This is a genomic window from Mesorhizobium sp. M1088, from assembly GCF_040318575.1.
Classification (GTDB): Bacteria; Pseudomonadota; Alphaproteobacteria; order Rhizobiales; family Rhizobiaceae; genus Mesorhizobium.
Genome location: NZ_JAMYMO010000007.1, coordinates 255,519 through 277,102 on the forward strand (window position 1 = coordinate 255,519; position 21,584 = coordinate 277,102).

Genomic DNA, 21,584 nt, shown 5'->3' on the forward strand with positions numbered 1-21,584 from the left:
TACGTCGAACGCATTGGCGGATACAACCAGCCTTGACTGAAGCCATGGCGCCAGTTCGGTAAAATTTGACTTAATATCCGCAACATTGGCCGCGTTGGCCGGCCTGTTCCGCGTTGCAGTCGATTGTTTGGCGCACCAAGATTCCAGATCAAGTGTTTGGAATACGATAGCAGTTGCCTCGGCAGGGGTTACAAACATTCGCGGACAAACATGCCTGCGCTGTGAAGAGCACGGCGACCGGCGCTCAACCCCGCATTCCAAACCGGCCAAGCGTGAATCATATGCGGCCAAATTTCGAGACCTACTTTGACGTCAGCCGCGCCAGCGGCTTCGGCGAGCCGAGTTGCGTCCGACAACAGCGTCTCGGCCGAACCGGCTTGTATCAGCATTGGGGGAAATCCGCTCAGATCGGCGAACAAGGGCGAGATCAGCGGATCGCGCCGACCAACGCCATTGGGAACATAGGCCGTTGCCAGTTCCTCCAAATACGCCCGGTGGATGATAGGGTCGATTGCGTCCTTGGTTGATAGTGTCGCGCCGGACATCGAAAGGTCCGTCCAGGGCGAAACCAGCCAAAGACATTGCGGCAACGGCTCGCCTGCCGTGCGCAATATACTGACCAGCACAGAGTGAGGTTGCCGCCCGCACTGTCTCCGCCAACCACGATGCGATCCGACGCGATGCCTTGCCGGCTCAGAAAGCGCCATGCGGTGAGTGCGTCTTCATGTTGCGCAGGGAAAGGATGTTCCGGTGCGCGGCGATAGTCGATCGCGAGGGTGCGTATTCCCATTGCCCGACCTGCCTCGGTAACCATTCGACGATGACTTTTAAGGGAGCCGGAGCAGTAGCCACCACCGTGGAAAAAGAGCAGAACCTTATCCCTGTCACTCCCGGGCGCCAGCGACCACTCTCCCTCGAGGCCATCGAAAACCACATGCTCGCATCGGATGTCCTCCGCGACTGGCCACACCGAACCGACTTCGTCGAGCCGTGCCCGGCGTTCGTCCCAGCGGACCGTTCGAGGCTTTGAGGTCAACAACCTGCGGACGGCGTTGATCTCCGTCAGATCGAGGTGTTCGTCCGCATCGCTCATTTTGCTTCCCCAGTCTTGCCAAGCGCCGAGAAAGGCGAACAGCCAAACGTCATCGACAAGATATCGATTGCCTGCTTGCAAATATAGCGACGAACCAGCGCCACGATCATCTTGCGATCAGTCCGATCAACATCAGCGAGAAATCGCCCGACGTCCGTGCCATATTTGGCGGTGCGCTGCCGTGTCAGCCAATTTTCGATTTGCTCGACGCTGCAAGGTTCAAAAGGGGGGAATTCCGATGCCGGACAATTCGTATGCCGGACGCAAGGTTGTGACATGCGGATGCGGATGCGACCGGCGTTGCGCGGCGTTTGGAGGTCTGGCTCTGTATCAAAGCTCGACGTTGCGGCCGCTTTGCGGACAGGAGCTATTCTCCAACTAAACCTCGGCGTGACCACGGTTTGGCCTGAGGGCGCAAGCCCACGTTTCACGGAAATACACTCGCAGCGGCTGCTCGTGCCAAAAGCAGGCGTACCGCCCGAGCATGGGTGTGACCCTCACAGCCTGCTCGCTTTACGAGAAGGCCTATCGGCGTTACCTTCAAAGCCGACAAAAAAGGCCAAGTAGTCTTGAGGGAGAGGGCGATGACACTGCACGGCGATGCCTTGAAAGATGCGATCAGCCAGACGCGGGCGAAATGGGGATGGTTCGTCGCGCTCGGGGTGCTGCTGCTTGTCTTCGGCGGCATTGCCTTCGGCAATCTGTTCATCGCAACCGTCGCCTCGGTCTTTGTCGTGGGCTGGCTGATGCTGATGGCCGGCATTGTCGAGATCATCCATGCCTTCGGTGTGAAGACATGGGGCCGCTTCTTCTATTGGCTGCTCAGCGGCCTCCTCTACGCCGTCGCCGGCTTCTTCGCGTTCGACAATCCGGTCCTCGCCTCGACGGTGCTGACCTTCCTCCTGGCGGTCGCGCTTCTTGCCTCAGGCGTGCTCAGGGCCTGGGTCGGCTACAGCCACCGGCCACAGCCCGGCTGGGGCTGGGTGGTCGCGGCCGGCGTCATCAGCGCGCTGGCGGGACTGGTCATCGCCATGGGCTGGCCGGTCAACAGCGTGTGGGTGCTGGGCCTGTTCCTGGCCGTCGACCTGATCTTCCAGGGTTGGAGCTTCATCGCTCTTGGCTTGGCGCTGAAGAGATAAATTCTGGTTGAGCATGATCTTAATCGGAAAACCGGTTCCCACTTTTTTGCTTCGCTGACCTTCGGTTCGGGACCATGCTCTAAAAAGCTATGGCCGCGTCCAGCCCGGAAAGCGGCCTGACGCCGGCGAGCAGTGCCTTCGCCTCGGCCTCGTCACGCTTCATCTGGGCGACCAGCGCGTCAAGCCCGTCGAATCTCACCTCCGAGCGCAGGTAGCCGAAGAAGGACACGGCACAAATCTCGCCGTAGAGGTCGCCGGAAAAGTCGAAGACGAAGGTCTCCAGCAATGGCGCGCCATTGTCGTCGACCGTCGGCCGGCGGCCGAAGCTGGCGACGCCATCGTGAAGCGAACCGTCGGCGCGGCGGAAGCGGACGGCATAAATCCCTTCCTTGAGGGTGGCTTCCGGCGAAAGCCTCATGTTCGCGGTCGGAAAGCCGAGTGTCCGGCCGAGCTGCTGGCCGCCGATCACCTCCGCCTCGACGGTGAAACGGTAGCCGAGCAAACCGGCGGCCTCGGCCACATTGCCCTCGCACAGCAGCCTGCGTATGCGGCTCGACGACACCACCTCGGCGCTTTCGTCGCGAAACGCATCCACCAGCGTGACGCCGAAGCCGTGGCGCTCGCCGGCAGCCATCAGATAGGCCGGGCCGCCCTGGCGGTCCTTGCCGAAATGGAAATCGAAGCCGGTGACGGCGTGGCTTATGCCGAGGTTGCGCTCGAGCACGCCGGTGACGAAAGCCTCCGCCGACAAGGCGGCGAACTCGCGTGTGAACGGCTGCTCGACCAGCGCCGCAAAGCCCAGATGCGACAACAGCCGCGCCTTCATCGGCGGCGGCGTCAGCACGAACAACGGCATGTCCGGCCTGAACACCTTTCGCGGATGCGGTACGAAGGTCAGCACCAGGGCGGGTACGCCGCGACGCTCCGCTTCGGCGCGCGCGCGTTCGAGCACCGCCTGGTGGCCGCGGTGGACGCCGTCGAAATTGCCGATAGCCACCACGCCGCCGCGCAAATGGGGCGGCAGCGGTGCGGTTGCGGAAATGCGTTCGAACATGGCCGTCATGGCTTGAACCTATTGCAGCCTGGGAATCACCGCGACCGGCCTGTAGCCATATTTTTCCAGGAAGGCCGCGAGCCTGGCCGGATCCGGCTGCAGCGTCTCACCGTAATCACGGGCATGGATGCCGCCCGATACGTAGAGCACGTCGAAGCCATTGTCGGCCGCGCCCTTGATGTCGGTCATCATGCCGTCGCCGATGGCCAGAACTTGCGAACGCTCGACCGGGCGGCCGAGAATGACGGCGATCTCCTTCATGGCGACATCATAGACCGGCGCGTAGGGTTTGCCGGCGATCAGCGTGCGTCCGCCAAGCTGTGCGTATTCGCGGGCCAAAGCGCCCGCGCACCAGATCATGCGTTCGCCGCGCTCGACGACGATGTCGGGATTGGCGCAAATGAAGGGCAGGTTCCTGGCACGCAGCCGCAGCAGAAGATCGGCATAATCCTCCGGCTTCTCCACCTCGTCATCGAACAGGCCAGTGCAGACCACGCCGGATGCTTCGAACTCCTCGACGAGTTCGACGTCGAGGCCCTCATAGAGCGTGAAATCCCGATCGGCGCCTATGTGGAAGATCTTTCGCGGCCCTTCCGCGATCAGGTCGCGGGTAACGTCGCCGGACGTCACGACACGGTCGTAGGCGGCGGGAGGAACGCCGATGGCGTTCATCTGCGCCACCACGTCGGCGCTGCGACGCGGCGAATTGGTGATCAGCACGACAGGTATTTTCGCCGCGCGAGCAGCGATCAGCGCGGCAGCCGCCGCCGGGAAATGCCATTCGCCGTTGTGCACCACGCCCCAGACGTCGCACAGGATGGCTGAATAGGCTCCCGACAAGTCTGCGAGCGAACCGATGATGTCGGGCGAATCCGCCATGCCGTTGTCCCTGTACCATGATGCTTGCAAGCGCCGCGACCGACGGTCCGCCGCGACCGGCTGGGATTAACCGAAGCGCTTCACCCTGTCACCAGCTTTCATAGCGCCGCAAGATTGTCGCACGGGGACGCCGGCGAGCACGCGATGGTGAAAGCTTTTCTTTTCCAGCGCCTTATCCCCTTTTTTAGAGGCTTTGCCGCGGGAAGCTCGGAGCAGCATTGCCGATTGCGGACGCGTGGTTAACAGGGATTGAAAACCCGTACCGGCCTTGAACGTATTTCAGCAATCGGAAATTTAAAAATGCGTGGCATCGTCCGGGAAAAATGGGGCGGGCGGGAATGCTGAAGGCAATAGTCGGAGAATTCCGACACGACAGACGTGGCAACTACTCGTTAATGACTGCAATCACCATTGTGCCACTGATGGCCGGTCTGGCGCTCAGTGTCGATTACGGGGAGTTGCTGCGCCAAAAGCACGAAACGCTGAACGCCCTTGATGCGGCCGGCCTCGCCGCCGCCCAGCAGATCGTTGCCGGCGCCAGCGACAACGACGTCAAGGCCTACGCCAAGACATTTTTCGAAACCAATCTCGCACGTATCGACCCGGCGAATACAGCGCTGACCGTCACGCTGCCCAACAACAATGCCGGCGGCGGCACCCTGAAGCTCTGCGCCAGCCTCACCTTCCACCCCTATTTTCTACCGGCCGCCAGCCTGCTGATCGGCGGCACGGCAAGTGACACGACCTTCACCGAATGTTCGGAACTCCGCCTCAAGAACACCCTCGAAGTCGCGCTTGTGCTGGATAATTCCGGCTCGATGAGTGATCTCGGCTCCGGCACCGGCGAGAAGCGAATAAACCTGCTGAAGTCGGCCGCCAAGCAGCTTGTCGATACGCTGGCGCTTCAGGCGCAGCAGATGAAGCAGATCACCAAACCGGTGCAGTTTTCTCTCGTGCCGTTTGCGGCCTCGGTCAATGTCGGCCCTACCCACGACCAGGACGGCTGGATGGATCAGGACGGCATGTCCCCGATCCAGCACGAGGATTTCGACTGGACGACGATGAGTGCCGCCAACAATCCGGACAAATATGCCGAGAAGCTCAACGGCGTCTGGTACAAGCGCGGCACCGGCTGGGGCGAGACCAAGGACCAGCCGCTGACGCGTTTCAGCCTCTACGCCGACATGACGGTCGAATCGGGCCGCGAAGAGGTACCCAATTCGAAGCAATATGTCTGCGACACATACAAGAAGAACGGCACCTGCCAGTACGGCCACTGGAGCGCACCGGAATATATCTACACCACAAGCCGCTATGCGAGCTGGCAAGGTTGCGTCGAAGCACGGCCATATCCCTACAATGTCGACGACACCACGCCCGATACAGCCGCGCCGGCCACGCTTTTCGTGCCGATGTTCGCCCCGGATGAGGCTGGCACTCTGTGGCTTGATTTCAACCGTGACGGCATCAACGACGTCATCAGCACGTCCTACAATTACGGCAACAACTGGTGGGCCGATTGGCCCTATGTCGCCGGTCCTACCGCTTCCCAGCGCCAGTCTGACATGCGCAAATATTTCCTGGTAAAACCATACGGTTCGCAATCCGCAGCCGCGGGCGATGGGCCGAATTCCTCCTGCACCACCAACCCGATCACGCCGTTGAAGGACGTCAGCCAGGACGCACAGAAGCAGGAAATCAAGGACGCCATCGACGCCATGGCGCCGAACGGCAACACCAACGTGCCGGAGGGCCTTGCCTGGGGCTGGCGAACTGTATCGAGCAACCCACCGTTCACCGATGGTCGGCCGAACAGCGAGAGGGGCAACGACAAGGTGGTCGTGGTGCTGACCGACGGAGCCAATACCTATAGCGCCGTCAGCGACGGCAGCTACGCCAACAACAGGTCGACCTACGCCTCCTACGGCTACACTGGCCTGACCTATCCGGGATCTGGAAGCGTAACCCGCCTGTTTATGAATACCAGCACCGATATCGGCAAGACCACCTATACCGGTGCCAACTACACGGCAGCACTCGACGAGCAGATGAAAACGCTCTGCGCCAACGCAAAGAATTCGAACATTCTGGTGATGACGGTGGCGCTCGACCTGTCGCCTACGGATGCCGGCGACAAGAAGGCAATCGATGCGCTGAAGGCGTGTTCCTCGGATTCGCGCTTCCGCAAGGATCCGGCGGACCCGAGCAAGCCGGCCAAGCTGTTCTGGAATGCGACGGGCGCGACGCTGTCCGACAATTTCAAGGAAATCGCCAACGAATTGTCGAACCTGCGCATCGTCGGCTGAAGGCGATGGGATTGGCGACTAAGGCAGGGGGGCCCGGCGCGCTGGCGCAAAGGCTCCTGCCGCCATGCCCTTGCGGGTGATGGAAGCATGTGGTGAGTGTCCCCACCGGAGATGCGCTCTTGCCTGAACCCGCCAACCATCTTGCCTTCGCGCTGGTCTGCCTCGGTATGGTGCTGACGCCCGGCCCGAACATGATTTATCTGATCTCGCGCTCGCTGTCGCAAGGGCCGAAGGCCGGACTGATCTCGCTGGGCGGCGTGGCGCTCGGTTTTTTGTTCTACGTGCTGTCGGCGGCGTTCGGCATCACCGCGTTGCTGCTCGCCGTGCCCTTTGCCTATGATGTGCTGCGCCTTGCCGGCGCGCTCTATTTGCTGTGGCTCGCCTGGCAAGCGGTGAAGCCCGGTGGGCGCTCGCCCTTCCAGATCCGCGAACTGCCGAGAGACAGGCCGCGCAAGCTGTTCGCCATGGGCCTGATGACCAACCTGCTCAACCCGAAGGTGGCAGCGCTCTATCTGTCGCTGCTGCCGCAATTCATCAGCCCCGGCAAGGGCCACGTGCTGTCGCAGCTTCTGGTGCTCGGTGCCACACAGGTCGCGATCAGCCTGACCGTCAACGCCATCATCGCGGTGACGGCCGGCTCGATCGCCCTCTTCCTCGCCGGGCGGCCGCTATGGCTGGTGATCCAGCGCTGGATGATGGGCACGGTGCTGACCGCGCTGGCCGTCAAGATGGCAACCGACGCGCAACGCTGATCGGTCCTACATCGGCCGCCGGTCCGGCTGTGGCCGCTCCGGTTCGACCACCCTGCGGTAAAGATGCCAGGTCGCGTGGCCAAGGATGGGCATGACGACGGCAAGCCCGGCAAATAGCGGGATCGAGCCGATGACCAGCAGCACGGCGACCATCAGGCCCCACAGCGCCATCTGCAGCGGGTTTGTCAGAACTGCCCTTGCCGACGTCTCGATTGCCGAGACCGCGCCGACATCGCGGTCGAGCAGCAGCGGAAAGGCGACGACGGTCGTCGCCAGCACGATCGCGGCAAAGGCGAACCCGGCCAGGTTGCCGAGCAGGATCAGCGTCCAGCCCTTGCTGGTCGTCAGCACCTCGCGAATAAAGCCGACAATAGAGGCCGGAGGCTGATTGCCGTACAGGCTGGTATAGATCGATTGCGCGGTGAACAGCCAGAGCAGGAACAGTACCACCAGCATGATACCGATGACCGCAATCGCGGGCAGCGCCGGAGAGTGGCGCACGTCGAGCGCATGCCACCAGGATGTATCCATGCCGAACTCGCGCCGGCGGCTGATTTCGTAAAGGCCGATAGCGGCGAACGGACCGACCAAAGCGAAGCCGGACATCAGCGGATAGATGAGTTGGATGGCGTTCGAGCCCGACGTCCACTGCGTCAGGATCAGGCCGACCACCGGATAGATCAGGCACAGGAACACGTAGTGCGACGGCTTGGCCCAGAAATCCTCTACGCCGAGACGGAGCGCATCGAGCAGATCCTCGGTGCTGATGCGGCGCACCGTGGGCTGTACATGCATTCCACGTGCGTCCGCCATGACATGAAAGCCGGCCATAACCTTTCTCCCGTGGGTCGGGGCGGCCGCCGCCAGGATGGCCGCCCGTAGCTGCCACTTCTCGTATAAGCACTATGGTAGTCGATTTAGGGGTGATTGTCGCCAAGTCGATGGTCACGATGGTAAATCCCGGTTATAGATTTCCGACGCCACCATCGACGAGCAGTTCCGTGCCAACGACGAAGCTCGACTCATCCGATGCTAGAAACACCGCCGCCTTGGCGAGTTCCCAAGGTTTGCCCATCCGGCCGATCGGCACTAGCGCGCGTATCTGATCGCCAAGCGCCTTCTCGTCCGCTTCGGGCAGACCCAGCTTGCCCAAGGCCGGCGTCTCGGTCGGCCCGGGGCTGAGGCCATTGACGCGAATACCGCGCTCGATCATCTCACCCGAGAGGGTGCGCGCCAACGACAGGAGGCCAGCCTTGCTGGCGGCGTAGGCGCTACTCTGGGGCAGGCCGATATGGGCACTGACCGAACCGCACAGGATGATCGATGACGGGTTGGAGAACATCGGCAACAGGGCTTGGATCAAAAAGAACGGCCCCTTGAGATTGGTCTGCATCAGACGGTCATAGACCACCTCGTCCCAATCCTGCAGGGGCTGATGCATCACATCACCGGCGTTGATGTTCAGTATGTCGAGCCGAGGCCAGCACTGCGCGAGTTCGGCGGCAAGCGCACGCTGATCGGCGAGGTTGCCGGCATCATTCCTGATCACCTGCGCCGATCCGCCCAGCTCGCGCTGCGCAGCTTCCAGCCCGGACGGGCTCCTGCCGGTGATTGCCACCGTCGCACCCTCGGCCAGGAACTGGCGCGCGGTTTCGAGACCGATGCCACTGGTTGCCCCGGTAATGAGGGCATATTTGCCTTTCAAGCGACCCATGATTTGGCGACCCATGATTTGCCTTCCCAAAGACGATGAGAATGGCATTGTCGACACGATAGTATGCTTTGTATAGTAGGCACCGAATGGGTACTAAAGGAAATAATTTCATGGCGCAGGCAAAAGCCATCGAGGTAACGCCAGTCGAAGGCGGAAATGGCACGACCGATCGTTGCCCGATGATCGATTTCGTCAATCTGGTTTCGGGAAAATGGGCCATTCCCATTCTTTATCGCCTGATCGTCACCGGTTGTCCGATCCGCTTCGGCGAGCTCCAGAGGGCCGTCGCACCGATTACGCAAAAGGAGCTCACGCGGCAGCTGCGCCTGTTCGAACATCGCGGTCTGGTCTATCGGAGGGTCTATGCCGAGATGCCGCCGCGCGTGGAGTATGAGATAACGCCGCTGGGTAGAACCTTGCGTGGCACGCTGGATTCGCTGGCCGACTGGATGCGTGTCAACGCATCCCACCTGATCACCTGACTAATCGGGCACAGATTGTTTGCCCTGCCCGGCCAAAGCCACGGGCGGTCACCGCGCGGCACCACACTTTGGCGCCGCGCGGCTGAGATGTGTGACAAAAGCTAGGCAGCGAAACGATCGATCACTTCGGCCAGGGGGACATGGCCAAGACAGGCACCCGAACCCGCCGGCTTTTCGCCACCCTCGATGGCCTGTGCGTATCGCACGGCCGGATCGGCTTCGATGCGGCGGCGTAGCGCCGCCAGCCTGGGATAAGCTGCGCCGTCGACCGCCTGGTGGAACTCCGCCCAGCGCGCTACGCCGATCAGCGTGGTATCGGCAAGCGTCGGCCGGTCGCCGACCAGGAAATCCGTGTCGAGGATCATCGCCTCGAGCTGGTCATGGCGGTTGGTAACGACCTTGCGGCCGAAATCACGCAAGGTCGCCAGCAGCACCGGTTCCGCCGACTCCATTTCATATGCGGCCCAGAGCGGGGTGAAAGCGGCGGTGAAACCGGTGTTCACGAAAGCCATCAGCTGATGCATCCGGTCGCCCTCCGGCGAGCGAGGATCGAAGCTGATACGGCGTTGCGTATCGCGGGCTTCGAGCCAGGCGGCAATCGCCATGGTCTCGGTGAGCACCCTGCCCTCGTCCGTGATCAACACCGGTGTTTCCTGACGACCGTTGATGCTGGCATAGGCGTCGTTCTTCATCTCAGTGAGCATATCGACGCGACACAGGCGGTAGGGTTGTCCGACGCGTTCAAATGCAGCGACAAGCCCCATCGAACTTCCCAGCGGGAAGCCGTAAAGGAGAATAGGTTCCATTTCTTTGTCTCTTCCATGATTTAGGGATTACGCTGCGCAGCGAAACTTGACCCTAAACGCTGGTCGCCCCATGTAAATTACGCACTATTCTGTAACCAGGTCCCCGCCATGAAAGATGTCGTCTCACGCTGCCCGATCGAGGAGACTATGCGTGTGCTCAGCGGTCGCTGGCCCACCTTGCTGCTCTACTACCTCAAGGACGGGACCAAGCGCTTCAGCGATTTGAGGCGTGACAACCCGACAGTTTCGCACCGCATTCTGGCGCTGGAACTGCGCAAGCTGGAGGAAGCCGGGATCGTGCGGCGAACGGCGCGTACCGGCTATCCGCTTCGCGTGGATTACGACCTCACGGAGCCCGGTCTCAAACTTGTGCCACTCATCGACGCCCTGGGCGATTGGTGGGAAGATACCGAGGACGATCGGGCCGACCGGGCTACATCGACGCCGGAAATCAAACTCGTGGCGGCGGAATAGCCGACCGGCGATCACCGCCGCAAAGAACTGCCGGCGAGAGCCAGAGCGCTCCAAGCCGTTCATACATTAGATTCCGCAAGACCAAGGCGACCGGCTATGGGGCGCGCCATTGTGGCCAGCCAAACCGGGACAAGGCACCGCCATCCGGCACCAACTCCTGTAGCATAGCTCGCCAATCCTGATCACCTGATCCGCCGTTCGATCTCGTTGCCCGATCAGATCGGCTTGACCATGCTGGCTGGCTGTCGCTTTCGATCCTGACGTGAACGAAGAGCCTACTTATCCTCTTGAAGTTTCTCCTGAGACTTTGCCATTTGATCGTCCCCAAGTTCCATATTGTGCATCGTTGCAATCAACCATTCATCATGATCCCGCGTCGCCACTACGCTGATTAATCCGCGCCGACGCGGCCATTCGTTTCCCATCGGATCGAGCGCGCCAGTCATGGACCACCGCAGGTCGAGCGTGGCAACATCAGGGCGAACAAGCCTGTTCCGCACGCTTTCGGCGGATAGATGGCTGTACTTGAACATCTTCTCAAAAATTGGGGCATGGAACTGCTCGATCTTGTCACGTCCAGTCGCCTGCATCCCGAAGACGTTTGTAAATTCGGCATCTGCCGCGAATACGGCGGCAAAGGCGCGAGCATCGTGACGATTCCAAGCTTCGATCAGCCTGTGCGCGACACTTTCCACCCCTTCAGTTCGGACGTTGCCGGTAGCCATGCTGATCTCCTGTCATATAGTTCGGTTGCCATACTATATGGGCACCATATAAGTTTGAAAAGATGGATAATCAGCCCTACACGCAGTCTCTGCTTCTCTATGCTTATCAATCGTCGGCGAGCGCCTTGGTCCAGGTTCTCCGGGAGAGCGGCCATGCGGCAATCAAGCCCAAACACGGCGCTGTATTCGCCAACATCGACGCAGAAGGAACCCGACCCAGCGTCCTCGCACAGCGTGCGGGCATTGGCAAAGCATCGATGGGTGAGTTGATCGATGAACTGGAGCGCCTCGGTTATGTTCGGCGTTCGCATGATCCGAACGACAGACGGGCCAAATTAATCGTTGCAACTGACGCGGCGCTTGCGGTGATCCGGACCGTCCACGATTTCAATCAGCGTCTCGAAGACCAATACCGAAGGCTGCTTGGTGCTCAGGCGTACGAATCGCTGCGGTCGTCACTGCAAGCGATATCCCCCAGCGAAAATTTGCAACCGAGGATACCTCGCCAGCGCTCGTGAAGCCGCAAAGGTAGGGCAAAAGAAACGCTCTGTCCGTGAAGGCCTGACTGGGTATCGAGCTCCTGGGAGTATCGAGCCCGAACAGCCGTCTGGGCGAATGCTGCCATCCGAGCAGGCCTGTTTCGATTGAGCGGTGAAATCAATCTGACAAAGTGTCATCGCGTCAAAACCATTCATCACGCATTTTCACCGCCCTGCCCGGCAAAAGCCATGATCGCGGTTATGTCAGGCGGGCATGACCGTTACGAAAATCGAAAATTATCAGGCCCAACCAAGCCTAAGCAGGCGCGTGCTGCTCAGAGCTGCCGGCCTTGGCGCCCTTGCCGGGCTCACCGCCTGCGCAACCGCCGTGCTGCCTACCGGTGAAAGCGCCGGTGTCTCTGCTTCCGCCGCCGGCACGCTGGCCGGCATCCGCGCTTCGGCGGGTCTGGGGCCGCTCGCCCCCGATGCCCGGCTCGAGCAGGCGGCGCTCCAGCAGGCCGGATATATGGCACGCGGCGGCCGAATGAATCACACCACCGGCTGGGGCAAGGACTTTGCCTCGCGCGTCAAAGACAATGGCATTGCCGGCGCTGCCGCCGAAAATATTGCCGAAGGCCGCTTCGACCAGCAGAAGCTGTTCGATATCTGGGTGCATTCGCCAGGCCACCGCCGCAACATGCTCGACCCGCGCTTCACCCGCTTCGGCCTCGCCTATGTGCGCGACGGCCGCGACAGCACGCTTCGCTACTGGTGCCTTGTGCTCGGCAGATAACTTCCACCATTTGGACGGCGGAAGCCTGCTGGCGACCGATCCGTCAGTCTTTGCGGCCGCCGCCGAGCAATTCCTCGATCTCCTGCGCACAAACCGGCCTGCTGAAATGATAGCCCTGCATTTCGTCGCAATTGTTCCTGCGCAGGAAAGCAACCTGATCATCTGTCTCAACGCCCTCGGCGATGACCCTCAGGTTGAGATTTTGCCCCAATGAAATCACCGCGCTGGCCACAGCCTGATCGTTCTCGTCGGCGGCGAGATCCTTGATGAAGGACTTGTCGATCTTCAGCCGCGCCACGGGAAAGGTCTTGAGTGCACTGAGGCTGGAATAGCCGGTGCCGAAATCATCGATCGAGATCTGGACACCCAGGCTTTGCAGGGCGTTCATGGTGGCGACCGCCAGCTCGATATCCTGCATGATAAGGCTCTCGGTCACCTCCAGCTCGAGATACCTGGCCTCCAGGCCGCTGTCCTTCAGCGCGCTGACGATGCGATCGATCAGGTTGCGCTCCCTGAATTGCCGCGCCGACACATTCACGCAAACGGTCAAGGGCGGCAGTCCTGCGTCTTGCCAGGCTTTGTTCTGCCGGCACGCCTCATGCAGAACCCAGTCGCCGATCGGTACGATCAGACCTGTCTCCTCGGCGGTCGGGATGAACATCGTCGGCATTACCGTGCCAAGCGTTGGGTGGTTCCAGCGTATCAGCGCCTCGACCGCAAAAACCCGACCTGACCGAAGGTCCACCTGCGGTTGGTAGAGCAGCGTGAATTCCGAACGCGCCAAGGCGTTTCGCAACTCTTCCTGAAGCACGAATTTTTCATGCGCCCTGGTGTTGAACTCCGGAGCGTAAAACTGGAAATTATCGCGGCCGAACTCCTTGGCGCGATACATGGCCGCGTCGGCATTTGCCAGCAGCGTATCGGGATCCGTCCCATCCTTGGGATAGTTGGCAATGCCGATGCTGGCCGTCGCCCGCACAAGATGCGCTCCGAGCCGAACCGGTTCGGCGAGTGCAGCCCTGAGCTTTTGCAAGGTCTCGGAAACGAGATCGACGTTCGCCGGCTGGTCGAAAAGCACGACGACGAATTCGTCGCCGCCAAGCCGCACGACGGTATCGGTCGCCCGGACGCAGTCGACCATGCGACTTGCGACGGTCTTCAGAAGCTCGTCGCCGGCATTGTGGCCGAGCGTGTCGTTGACGAATTTGAAATTGTCCAGATCAATGAACACCACCGTCACCCAGCGATCGTATCGCTGGGCGTACAAGACCGCCTGTGAAAGCCGGTCCTCCAACAAGGCGCGATTGGGAAGCCCGGTCAGCACGTCATGATTGGCCATGAAGTGGATCCGGTCTTCGGCCTGTTTGCGTTCGATGGCGATCCCGGCGATGCGCGTGGTGAAATCGATGAGGCGAGTCTCGGCCTCGGTCGGTTCGCGCACCGTCATAGAATACATCGCAAAGACGCCGAGCACGGCGCCCTGATGCGACAGGATCGGTGTCGACCAGCATGAACGCAAACCGTGTGGCCGCGCGAGTTCGCGATAGTCCTGCCAAAGCGGATCCTGCATGATATCAGCGACAATCACCGGCTCGCGCCGATAGACTGCGGTACCGCAAGACCCTGCCCTTGGGCCTACCGCGGCGCCGTCGACGGCGTCGGTGTAGTCTCTCGCCAGGCTCGGCGCGGCGGCGTGGCGCAAGTGGCTGCCATCCTTGTCGAGCAGCAAGACCGAACCGAATATCCCCGCCAGTTGGGACTCGACCAGACGCATGAGCCGCTCGAGCACGTCTTCGAGGGGAGCGCTCTTTGCGATCATCTCGAGGATATGCGCCTGCCCGTCGCGAAGGATTTCGGCCTGCTTGCGCGCAGTGATGTCACGGGCAATGCCGACGAGGCCGAAAATGTTGTTCTGAACGTTGCGCAACGGCAGTTTCGTAGACAGGAACCATTTGCCGGTGCCTGACGCATCGACGACGAACTCCTCCTCGTCGACCATCGGTTGTCCGTCGCGCATCAGTTGCTGCTCGATGAGGCGAAATTTCTGCGCAAGATCCGGCGCGTGAAGGTCGAAGTCGCTCAGACCGATCATGTCGCTCGTGCTGTCTCGACCGCTGTCGGACGCAATGGCTCGGTTGGCGACGACGAAGCGGCTTTCGGTGTCCTTCACCCACATGTAGTCAGGCACCAGGTCGATGAGCGTCTGCAAGGAGATACGCTCGTCGACGACCAAGCGGTTGGCGCTGAGCTCGCTGATGTCCTCATGCGTGGCCACCCAGCCGCCGTCAGGCATCGGCTGATGGCAGACCTGAATTGTCCGGCCATCGGCGAGCTCGGCTGTCCAGTTCCCCGAAGCCGTGCCCGAATTGACTGCCCGGGCCAACGCCAGATAAGCGTCCGCATTCATTGCCGAGGTTCCGACAGCGACGCGCCGCTCGACGATTTCGCGCAGCGCCGCACCCGGCTGCAATTGCTCCGGGGCAAGGCGATAGATTTCCGTGTAGCGTCGATTGCACAGGATCAGCCGTTCATCGGCGTCAAAGAAACAGATGCCTTGCGAGATGTTCTCTATCGCGGTCTGGAACCGCAGTGCCTGGTCCTGAAGTGCCGCAATCGTGGCGCGAAGCTCGCGCTCGAGGGCCTCATATGAGGCAGTCGCCAGTTGTGCCAGCGTCGTTAAATTTGCGGATTCGGGCGCGTCGGCGGTTTGCCTGGATGACTTCGTGGCCAAACACAATTCCTCCCGCTGATGCTTGAGGCAAGCAAAGGAGGCTCGCCTTCAACCCAAAAGCGACTGCATATTGGTCCGGATATACTAATGGCAGGTGAACCTGGCTCAACGCCGACGCGACCGGCACGGCAACGGAAACCGTGGCCGGTCGCGGTTGCCGTAAGCCCTGAGGCTTAGTCCATATGCGCGGCAGGCGTCCCACCGGCGGGCGGCGCAGCCTTTGGCTTGCGCAGCAGGAAAACAAACGGGACAGCAAGCAGCGTCATCATCATCAGCAGCTTGAAGTCATTGACGTAGGAGATCATCATCGCCTGGACATTGACCATGCGATCCATCAGCGACAGCGCCGTCGGATCGCCGCCCGCCGCTGCCGGCGATGCCGCCCAGAGGTTGGGATTGAACGGATTGATGTAGGCCGAAAGCTCGGCATGGTTGATCTGCGTGTTGCGTACCAGCAGAACCGTCACCACCGATACGCCGATCGACGAGCCAAGATTGCGCACCAGGCTGAACAGCGCCGTTGCATCGGTGCGGAAACGTGCGTCGAGCGTGGCGAAAGCCACGGTGGACAGCGGCACGAACACCATTCCCATTCCAAGGCCCTGGATGACGCCGGAACTGAGGATAAGCCAGTTGTCCATCTGCGGCGAAAAGCTCGACATCGTGTAGAGCGATTGCGCGGTCAGCAGGAAGCCGATGACGACGAGGATCCTGGCATCGATCCTGTGCATGATCCGCCCGACGAACAGCATCGCGATCATCGTGCCGACACCGCGCGGGCCCAAGACGATGCCTATGGTGAGGGTCGGATAACCGAAGATGGTCGACAGCATTGGCGGCAGCAGCGACATGCTCGCCAGGATGAGCACGCCCATGACAAAGATGAACGCGAGCCCGGTGACGAAATTGCGATCGAGGAAGATCTTCGGGTCGATAAAGGGGTGCTCCGCCGTCAACGTGTGGATGGTGAATACCCAGAAACCGGTGATGGAAAGACCAAGCTCGATCCATATCTCGATCGAGGAAAACCAGTCGACCTCGCCGCCGCGATCGAGCATCAGCTGCAGCGCGCCGACACCGAGCGAGAGCATGGTGAAGCCGAAGAAATCGAAGCTGCGCACCCGCCGGGCGACGCTGGGAAGATATGCCGCCATGCCAAGGAAGGCGATGATGCCGACCGGCAGGTTGATGAAGAACACCCAGCGCCAGTTGAAATTCTCGGTCAGCCAGCCACCCAGCGTCGGGCCAAGGATCGGTCCCAGCATGATGCCGGCGCCCCAGATGGCCATGGCCTGGCCGTGGCGTTCCCTGGGGTTGATGTCGAGCAGGAAGGTCTGCGACAGCGGCACGATGGCCGCACCGAACACGCCTTGCATGAGCCGGAACAAAACGATGGTCTCAAGGCTCCAGGCGATGCCGCACAGCATTGAAAAGACGGTGAAACCGACCACGGCCGTCAGGAACAGCTCCTTGCGACCGAAGCGGTCGGCCAGCCAACCGGTCACCGGCGTCATGATCGCCGCGGCAACGATGTAGGAGGTCAACACCCAGTTGATGTTGTCGGGGGAGGCGCCGAGATCGCCGGTCATGGTCGGCAGCGCAACGTTGGCGATCGTCGTGTCGAGCGCCTGCATGATCGTCGCAAGCATGAGCGCAACTGTGATCAGGCCGCGGTGCGGTACTTCGCGAAAGGGTTCTGGGCTGCTCATGACGTAAAACTTCCAGCAGGTAACAAAAACGTGTACATTAGGTTTCCGGACGGCGAGGCCCCGCTGTAGAGAGACCCTCATCGCGGTGGGACGCGAGCATCGATGTGGGGGTTACATCGACTGAGCGTCTCGACAAAGCGGGCGCCTGCCGCCCGGAAACCTGAGGACCGAAGATCCTGCGCGACGTTGTCTGCTGAGGCAGGCTACAGCGCAGCCCGTCTACGCATTCAACTTTTCCTGCGCCTCCCTCGGACCAATCCTGCATCCATCTCGCTGTTTGCTATATGCGGCCGCTACCAGGCCTCTTTACCTGGCCTCTTACCTGGCCTCGCCTGCCGTGGCGCGGCGGAAAATGCTCGGCAGCCCGCGGGAAACGCCGGTGTCCACCGTGACGGTCGCGCTCATGCCGGTGCGCAGCGCCGCCTTGGCGTCGGCATCGGTCAATTCCAGGCGGACCGGAATGCGCTGCGTGACCTTGACCCAGTTGCCGGTAGCGTTCTGCGCGGGCAGCAGCGAGAACTCGGCGCCGGTGCCGGCGCCGATCGCCTTGACGGTGGCTTCGAACGTCTTGCCCGGATAAGTATCGACCATGATCTCGGCCTTCTGGCCGGGTTTCATGTTGGTGAGCTGGGTTTCCTTGAAATTGGCGTCGACCCAGGTGTCGCCGGTCTCGACCAGCGAAAACAGCGGCGTGCCCGAACCGACATACTGGCCGACCTTGAACGAAGCGGCCTGGCTGATGATGCCGTCGGCTGGTGCCTTGACCGTGGTCTGGACCAGATCGTAGGCCGCCTTGTCGCGTGCGGCGAGCGCCGCCATTACCGTTGGATGCTTGTCGGTCTCGATGTCGGGATTGCCGCCAAGTGCCGCCTTGGCGCTGACGATCCCTTGCTGGGCCACGGCCAGCTGCTGCTTCGCCTTGTCGAGGTCGTTCTTGGCTTCGTCCAGAGACGACTTGGCGTTGATGCCCTTGCGGGCAAGGTCGGCGGCGCGGTCATATTGCGACTGCGCGTACTGGACCTGGCTTTCGTCGGACTTCTCCTGCGCCAGCGCCTGGCTGTAGGCCGCACGCAGCTGCTCGACATTGAGCCGTGCGCCGGCCACCGCCGCGTCGGCCTGGGCCAATGCGATCCGGTAGGGCTCGGGATCGATAGCGAACAACACGTCGCCCTGGTTGACAGACTGGTTGTCGAAAATGTCGACCTGAACGATGCGGCCCGCCGTATCGGCGGCTATCGACACCTTGGCCTGCTGCAGATTGGCGTTCTCGGTCTCCTGATAGCGGCCGCCGGTCACCCAGACATAGCTGCCGCCGGCGATCAACGCAGCGGGCAGCACAAACATCAAAAGGAAGCGGCCGGCACGGCGCTTCTGCTTCGGCGCCACCGGCGCCGGAGCTATCTGCGGAGCGACCGTTACCGGAGCTGCCGCCGGCTTCGCGGGAGCTTCCAGCTCCAGCTTGGCCGCATTCTCATCTAGTTTGGCTACCGCGTTCATGCTGCTGCGCCTTCCGTATTCTTCACTTTTTCCGAGGGCGGCGCCTCACCATCTGCAAGATTCTGCACCATTGTCTCCAGCGCCCTGACCAGGACGCGGCGATCTTCCGGCGAAACGCCAACGAGCGATTCCTCATAGACCTCGCCGGCAAGGCTCTTGACGTGGGTGTAGGCCGCGTTTGCCTTGGCGGTCGGGAAAATCATGCGCACTCGCCTGTCGGTTGCGTCGGGACGACGCTCTATCCAGCCGCCCTCCTCCATGCGATCGACAAGACGCGAGACGCTGATCGGCTCGATTTCGAGAAGCTCGGCAAGCCGCGCCTGCGCGACACCCGCCTCCTTGGCGACGCGGACCAGAAGCCGCCACTGCGCCGAAGAAAGGCCGAAACCACTGGCGCGCGCTTCGAAGCGCTTGCGCATCAGGCGCTGCACGTCGTGGATCAAAAAGCCCAATCTGTCGATGCCGTCGGAAACCATGAGCGACATATATAATAAGCGTGCTTATAATTCAAGGAGCCGGATTGTGCCAGAAGCCGGCGAGTGTGCATGGCAGTCGGTGCAGGGCGATCGTGGTTAGCAATTTATTACGCCGGGCGCTTGTGACGCGAAGCGATGCGGTTCTCGAGCGGCGCCCCGGATGAGCTGAGCCTGGATGCAGCACTTGTGACGGCGCCCTCGGGCGAACGCTTCTTCAGCATATCGGCGTGCTACATCGGCCCCCTCGACGAAGGCCAGCAAATCATTCAACCTCTGAGAGAGTATGGCACGCCAGTTGAGCGCCGGATTGCTCCTGTCCCCTATCTTCAAATCCAATCGGCCGGGGACAGCCTCTTTCCGCGCGGGCGGCGCTACTACTGGAAGGCGCAGTTCATGCGCGAAATCACAGATCAGGCGATCGATACCATGCTTGCGGCTTACATGACTGCACCCAGCGAATCGCTTCTGGTCCTGCAGCAGGTTGGCGGCGCCATCTCGCGAGTACCGATGGACGGAACGCCCTACGCCAATCGGGATGCGCTTTACGATCTGGGACTACCCGTCTGACGACGAAACGCACATCCGATGGGCGCGCGACCTGTGGGATGCAATGAGACCGTTCTCGACCGGCGGCGTCTATGCGAATAATCTCGGCGAAGAAGGCACTGATCGGGTTCTGGCGGCTTACGGCGAGAATTATCCGAGGTTGGCCGCACTAAAGAACAAGTATGATCCCACCAATTTCTTTCGCTTGAACCAAAACATTAAGCCTGCGACCTGAGCGACCGCCCCAGGCCGATGCTCGAAATTCTGCGGCGCTGCTACAGCTCCAAATTCCAGTTCTGGCCGACCAGATCCTTGCCGAAGGAATGGTGGCGCTCCTCGTTGGTCAATTTAAAGCCCGCAGCCTCATAGATGTGGCGGGCGGCGGCGAGCACGTCGTTGGTCCACAGCGTCAGTGTCGTGTAACCCGTGGCGCGGCAAAAGCCGATACACTCCTCGACCAGCCGCTTGCCGATACCGAGGCCGCGCGCCGACGGCTCGACATAGAGCAGGCGCAACTTCGCCACCGCGTCCGACTGGCGCACGACGAAGACCGAGCCGACGACCTCGCCTTGCCGCTCGGCGATCCAGCTGCGTTCCCATTTCGGATCGAAGGATTTGACGAATGCGCCGAGGATTTCGGCGACCAGCGCCTCATAGGTTTCGTCCCAGCCATATTCCTGTGCGTAGAGCAGGCCCTGCCGATGGATAATCCAGCCGATGTCGCCGACTTGCAGAGGCCGCAGCATATAGGGAATTTTGGGCTCGGCGCTTCCGCCCAGCAGACGCTGCACCGTCTGCATGGCCTTGACCAGCCTGTCCTGTTCGGCAACCGAAAGCCGTTCGAGCAAAGCCGCGACCTGGTCGTGCGAACCCTGGTTCAGCGGCGCGAAGGCCTGCCGCCCGGCCTTGGTCAGCGCGATCGACGAGCGCCGTGCATCCGCCTCGATCGTGGCGCGCTCGACCAGGTCACGCTCCTCGAACTTCTTCAGCAGCCGGCTGAGATAACCGGCATCGAGGCCGAGATCGCGTGCAAGGTCGGTGGCGGTCAGGCCATCGCGATGCGCCAGCTCATAGAGCACCCGCGCCTCGGTCAGCGAGAAGGTGCTTTTCAGCAGCCCTTCGTCGAGCAGCCCGATCTGGCGGGTGTAGAAGCGGTTGAAGGCCCGCACCGCGTCGATCCGCTCCTTGCCTGGGTGATGATGAATGGTCATGGCATCCTCCTCCCGGCAAGATCAGCGATTTAGTTGACTTGGTCAAGTATCCGTTTGAAGCAATTGTCCTGATTATGCCCAGCGGGCGCCTTGACTCGCGCGAGTTGCCAGCCTATTTCAGCGCCACGTTAGCACTCCCCCAAGATGAGTGCTAACCACATGTCCGGCGCCGCCGGACGGAGGAACTGTTCTCACCATTCTCATCGAGGAATAAAAAATGGCAAAGTCGAAGTTCCGCCCGCTTCATGACCGCGTGGTCGTTCGTCGGGTCGAATCCGAATCCAAGACCGCGGGCGGGATCATCATCCCCGATACGGCTAAGGAAAAGCCGCAGGAAGGCGAGATCATCGCCGTCGGTTCCGGCGCCCGCGACGAAGCCGGCAAGCTCGTCCCGCTGGACGTCAAGGCCGGTGACCGCATCCTGTTCGGCAAGTGGTCGGGCACCGAAGTCAAGCTCAATGGCGAAGACCTTCTGATCATGAAGGAATCCGACATCATGGGCATCATCGGCTGAATATCGGCCTCACCCTCATTTAAATCTTCGGGCTCAATCCAAGCCCCTGCCAGGAGCTAAAAATGGCTGCCAAAGACGTAAAATTCTCCCGCGACGCTCGCGAGCGCATGCTGCGCGGCGTCAACATCCTCGCCGACGCGGTGAAGGTCACGCTCGGCCCCAAGGGCCGCAACGTCGTCATCGACAAGTCGTTCGGCGCACCGC

At 61.2% G+C, this 21,584-nt stretch carries 22 protein-coding genes and 1 pseudogene; 10 read left to right on the forward strand and 13 right to left on the reverse strand.

Translation table 11 applies throughout. From position 1 onward, the window contains the following. Positions 1 to 188: 188 nt before the first annotated feature. Together NKH49_RS12175 and NKH49_RS12180 are read right to left on the reverse strand one after the other, a co-directional pair. Positions 189 to 970, reverse strand: a pseudogene (locus NKH49_RS12175) (alpha/beta hydrolase). A 119-nt stretch (positions 971 to 1,089) separates the two neighbouring features. Beyond that, positions 1,090 to 1,524, reverse strand: a complete 435-nt coding sequence (locus NKH49_RS12180) for a hypothetical protein (RefSeq protein ID WP_352926226.1) — start codon at positions 1,522 to 1,524, stop codon at positions 1,090 to 1,092. A gap of 153 nt (positions 1,525 to 1,677) precedes the next feature. On the opposite strand from NKH49_RS12180, the gene NKH49_RS12185 reads away from it, so the two are divergent. Then, complete coding sequence (locus NKH49_RS12185) at positions 1,678 to 2,232, forward strand: HdeD family acid-resistance protein (protein WP_352474525.1); 555 nt, start codon at positions 1,678 to 1,680, stop codon at positions 2,230 to 2,232. A gap of 79 nt (positions 2,233 to 2,311) precedes the next feature. On the opposite strand, the gene NKH49_RS12190 is transcribed toward NKH49_RS12185, so the two are convergent. Both NKH49_RS12190 and NKH49_RS12195 read right to left on the reverse strand, forming a co-directional pair. Beyond that, on the reverse strand, positions 2,312 to 3,295 hold the full coding sequence (locus NKH49_RS12190) for a bifunctional riboflavin kinase/FAD synthetase (protein WP_352926228.1): 984 nt from the start codon (positions 3,293 to 3,295) through the stop codon (positions 2,312 to 2,314). Between the two features lie 9 nt (positions 3,296 to 3,304). Then, complete coding sequence (locus NKH49_RS12195) at positions 3,305 to 4,165, reverse strand: TIGR01459 family HAD-type hydrolase (RefSeq protein ID WP_352503369.1); 861 nt, start codon at positions 4,163 to 4,165, stop codon at positions 3,305 to 3,307. Between the two features lie 338 nt (positions 4,166 to 4,503). On the opposite strand from NKH49_RS12195, the gene NKH49_RS12200 reads away from it, so the two are divergent. Together NKH49_RS12200 and NKH49_RS12205 are read left to right on the forward strand one after the other, a co-directional pair. Continuing rightward, positions 4,504 to 6,471 (forward strand): pilus assembly protein TadG-related protein, encoded by a 1,968-nt coding sequence (locus NKH49_RS12200; protein ID WP_502895757.1) that lies wholly within the window; start codon positions 4,504 to 4,506, stop codon positions 6,469 to 6,471. A 119-nt stretch (positions 6,472 to 6,590) separates the two neighbouring features. Beyond that, the gene (locus NKH49_RS12205) at positions 6,591 to 7,223 is read left to right on the forward strand and encodes a LysE family translocator (protein WP_352685524.1); all 633 of its coding nucleotides are present in this window, start codon (positions 6,591 to 6,593) and stop codon (positions 7,221 to 7,223) included. Positions 7,224 to 7,229: 6 nt separating this feature from the next. On the opposite strand, the gene NKH49_RS12210 is transcribed toward NKH49_RS12205, so the two are convergent. Beyond that, positions 7,230 to 8,054: a DUF2189 domain-containing protein gene (locus NKH49_RS12210; RefSeq protein ID WP_352926230.1), complete on the reverse strand. Its 825-nt coding sequence runs from the start codon at positions 8,052 to 8,054 to the stop codon at positions 7,230 to 7,232. Positions 8,055 to 8,187: 133 nt separating this feature from the next. Next, complete coding sequence (locus NKH49_RS12215) at positions 8,188 to 8,937, reverse strand: SDR family oxidoreductase (protein WP_352569766.1); 750 nt, start codon at positions 8,935 to 8,937, stop codon at positions 8,188 to 8,190. A gap of 110 nt (positions 8,938 to 9,047) precedes the next feature. On the opposite strand from NKH49_RS12215, the gene NKH49_RS12220 reads away from it, so the two are divergent. Beyond that, positions 9,048 to 9,419, forward strand: a complete 372-nt coding sequence (locus tag NKH49_RS12220; protein ID WP_352503373.1) for a winged helix-turn-helix transcriptional regulator — start codon at positions 9,048 to 9,050, stop codon at positions 9,417 to 9,419. Positions 9,420 to 9,520: 101 nt separating this feature from the next. Here NKH49_RS12220 and NKH49_RS12225 read toward each other — a convergent pair whose 3' ends face one another. Beyond that, positions 9,521 to 10,225, reverse strand: a complete 705-nt coding sequence (locus tag NKH49_RS12225) for a glutathione S-transferase family protein (RefSeq protein WP_352503374.1) — start codon at positions 10,223 to 10,225, stop codon at positions 9,521 to 9,523. 108 nt (positions 10,226 to 10,333) lie between these two features. On the opposite strand from NKH49_RS12225, the gene NKH49_RS12230 reads away from it, so the two are divergent. Then, on the forward strand, positions 10,334 to 10,699 hold the full coding sequence (locus tag NKH49_RS12230) for a winged helix-turn-helix transcriptional regulator (protein WP_352503375.1): 366 nt from the start codon (positions 10,334 to 10,336) through the stop codon (positions 10,697 to 10,699). Between the two features lie 275 nt (positions 10,700 to 10,974). On the opposite strand, the gene NKH49_RS12235 is transcribed toward NKH49_RS12230, so the two are convergent. Beyond that, the gene (locus NKH49_RS12235; protein WP_352541600.1) at positions 10,975 to 11,424 is read right to left on the reverse strand and encodes an SgcJ/EcaC family oxidoreductase; all 450 of its coding nucleotides are present in this window, start codon (positions 11,422 to 11,424) and stop codon (positions 10,975 to 10,977) included. Between the two features lie 62 nt (positions 11,425 to 11,486). Here NKH49_RS12235 and NKH49_RS12240 point away from each other — a divergent pair, with 62 nt between their 5' ends. Together NKH49_RS12240 and NKH49_RS12245 are read left to right on the forward strand one after the other, a co-directional pair. After that, positions 11,487 to 11,942: a MarR family winged helix-turn-helix transcriptional regulator gene (locus NKH49_RS12240; protein WP_352503377.1), complete on the forward strand. Its 456-nt coding sequence runs from the start codon at positions 11,487 to 11,489 to the stop codon at positions 11,940 to 11,942. A gap of 235 nt (positions 11,943 to 12,177) precedes the next feature. Beyond that, positions 12,178 to 12,696 carry a CAP domain-containing protein gene (locus NKH49_RS12245; protein WP_352503378.1) on the forward strand — a complete coding sequence of 173 codons (519 nt, stop codon included), beginning with the start codon at positions 12,178 to 12,180 and terminating at the stop codon, positions 12,694 to 12,696. Between the two features lie 43 nt (positions 12,697 to 12,739). Here NKH49_RS12245 and NKH49_RS12250 read toward each other — a convergent pair whose 3' ends face one another. From NKH49_RS12250 to NKH49_RS12265, 4 genes are all read right to left on the reverse strand, one after another. After that, positions 12,740 to 15,427, reverse strand: coding sequence for an EAL domain-containing protein (locus NKH49_RS12250; RefSeq protein ID WP_352926232.1), 2,688 nt, complete (start codon positions 15,425 to 15,427; stop codon positions 12,740 to 12,742). Positions 15,428 to 15,600: 173 nt separating this feature from the next. Beyond that, positions 15,601 to 17,136 (reverse strand): DHA2 family efflux MFS transporter permease subunit, encoded by a 1,536-nt coding sequence (locus NKH49_RS12255; protein ID WP_352503380.1) that lies wholly within the window; start codon positions 17,134 to 17,136, stop codon positions 15,601 to 15,603. A 318-nt stretch (positions 17,137 to 17,454) separates the two neighbouring features. Continuing rightward, positions 17,455 to 18,633, reverse strand: a complete 1,179-nt coding sequence (locus tag NKH49_RS12260) for an HlyD family secretion protein (protein WP_352926235.1) — start codon at positions 18,631 to 18,633, stop codon at positions 17,455 to 17,457. After that, the gene (locus NKH49_RS12265; RefSeq protein WP_352503401.1) at positions 18,630 to 19,109 is read right to left on the reverse strand and encodes a MarR family winged helix-turn-helix transcriptional regulator; all 480 of its coding nucleotides are present in this window, start codon (positions 19,107 to 19,109) and stop codon (positions 18,630 to 18,632) included. Before NKH49_RS12265 ends, NKH49_RS12260 begins: the two co-directional genes overlap by 4 nt. Positions 19,110 to 19,244: 135 nt before the next feature. On the opposite strand from NKH49_RS12265, the gene NKH49_RS12270 reads away from it, so the two are divergent. Next, on the forward strand, positions 19,245 to 19,676 hold the full coding sequence (locus NKH49_RS12270; RefSeq protein ID WP_352474506.1) for a hypothetical protein: 432 nt from the start codon (positions 19,245 to 19,247) through the stop codon (positions 19,674 to 19,676). Next, positions 19,645 to 19,890: a BBE domain-containing protein gene (locus tag NKH49_RS12275; protein WP_352474504.1), complete on the forward strand. Its 246-nt coding sequence runs from the start codon at positions 19,645 to 19,647 to the stop codon at positions 19,888 to 19,890. The genes NKH49_RS12270 and NKH49_RS12275 overlap by 32 nt, the downstream gene beginning before the upstream one ends. 40 nt (positions 19,891 to 19,930) lie before the next feature. On the opposite strand, the gene NKH49_RS12280 is transcribed toward NKH49_RS12275, so the two are convergent. Next, complete coding sequence (locus NKH49_RS12280; RefSeq protein ID WP_352686993.1) at positions 19,931 to 20,866, reverse strand: bifunctional helix-turn-helix transcriptional regulator/GNAT family N-acetyltransferase; 936 nt, start codon at positions 20,864 to 20,866, stop codon at positions 19,931 to 19,933. A 217-nt stretch (positions 20,867 to 21,083) separates the two neighbouring features. Between NKH49_RS12280 and groES the strand changes: the two genes are divergently transcribed. Beyond that, positions 21,084 to 21,380: a co-chaperone GroES gene (gene groES, locus NKH49_RS12285; RefSeq protein WP_006203049.1), complete on the forward strand. Its 297-nt coding sequence runs from the start codon at positions 21,084 to 21,086 to the stop codon at positions 21,378 to 21,380. Positions 21,381 to 21,584 lie beyond the last annotated feature (204 nt).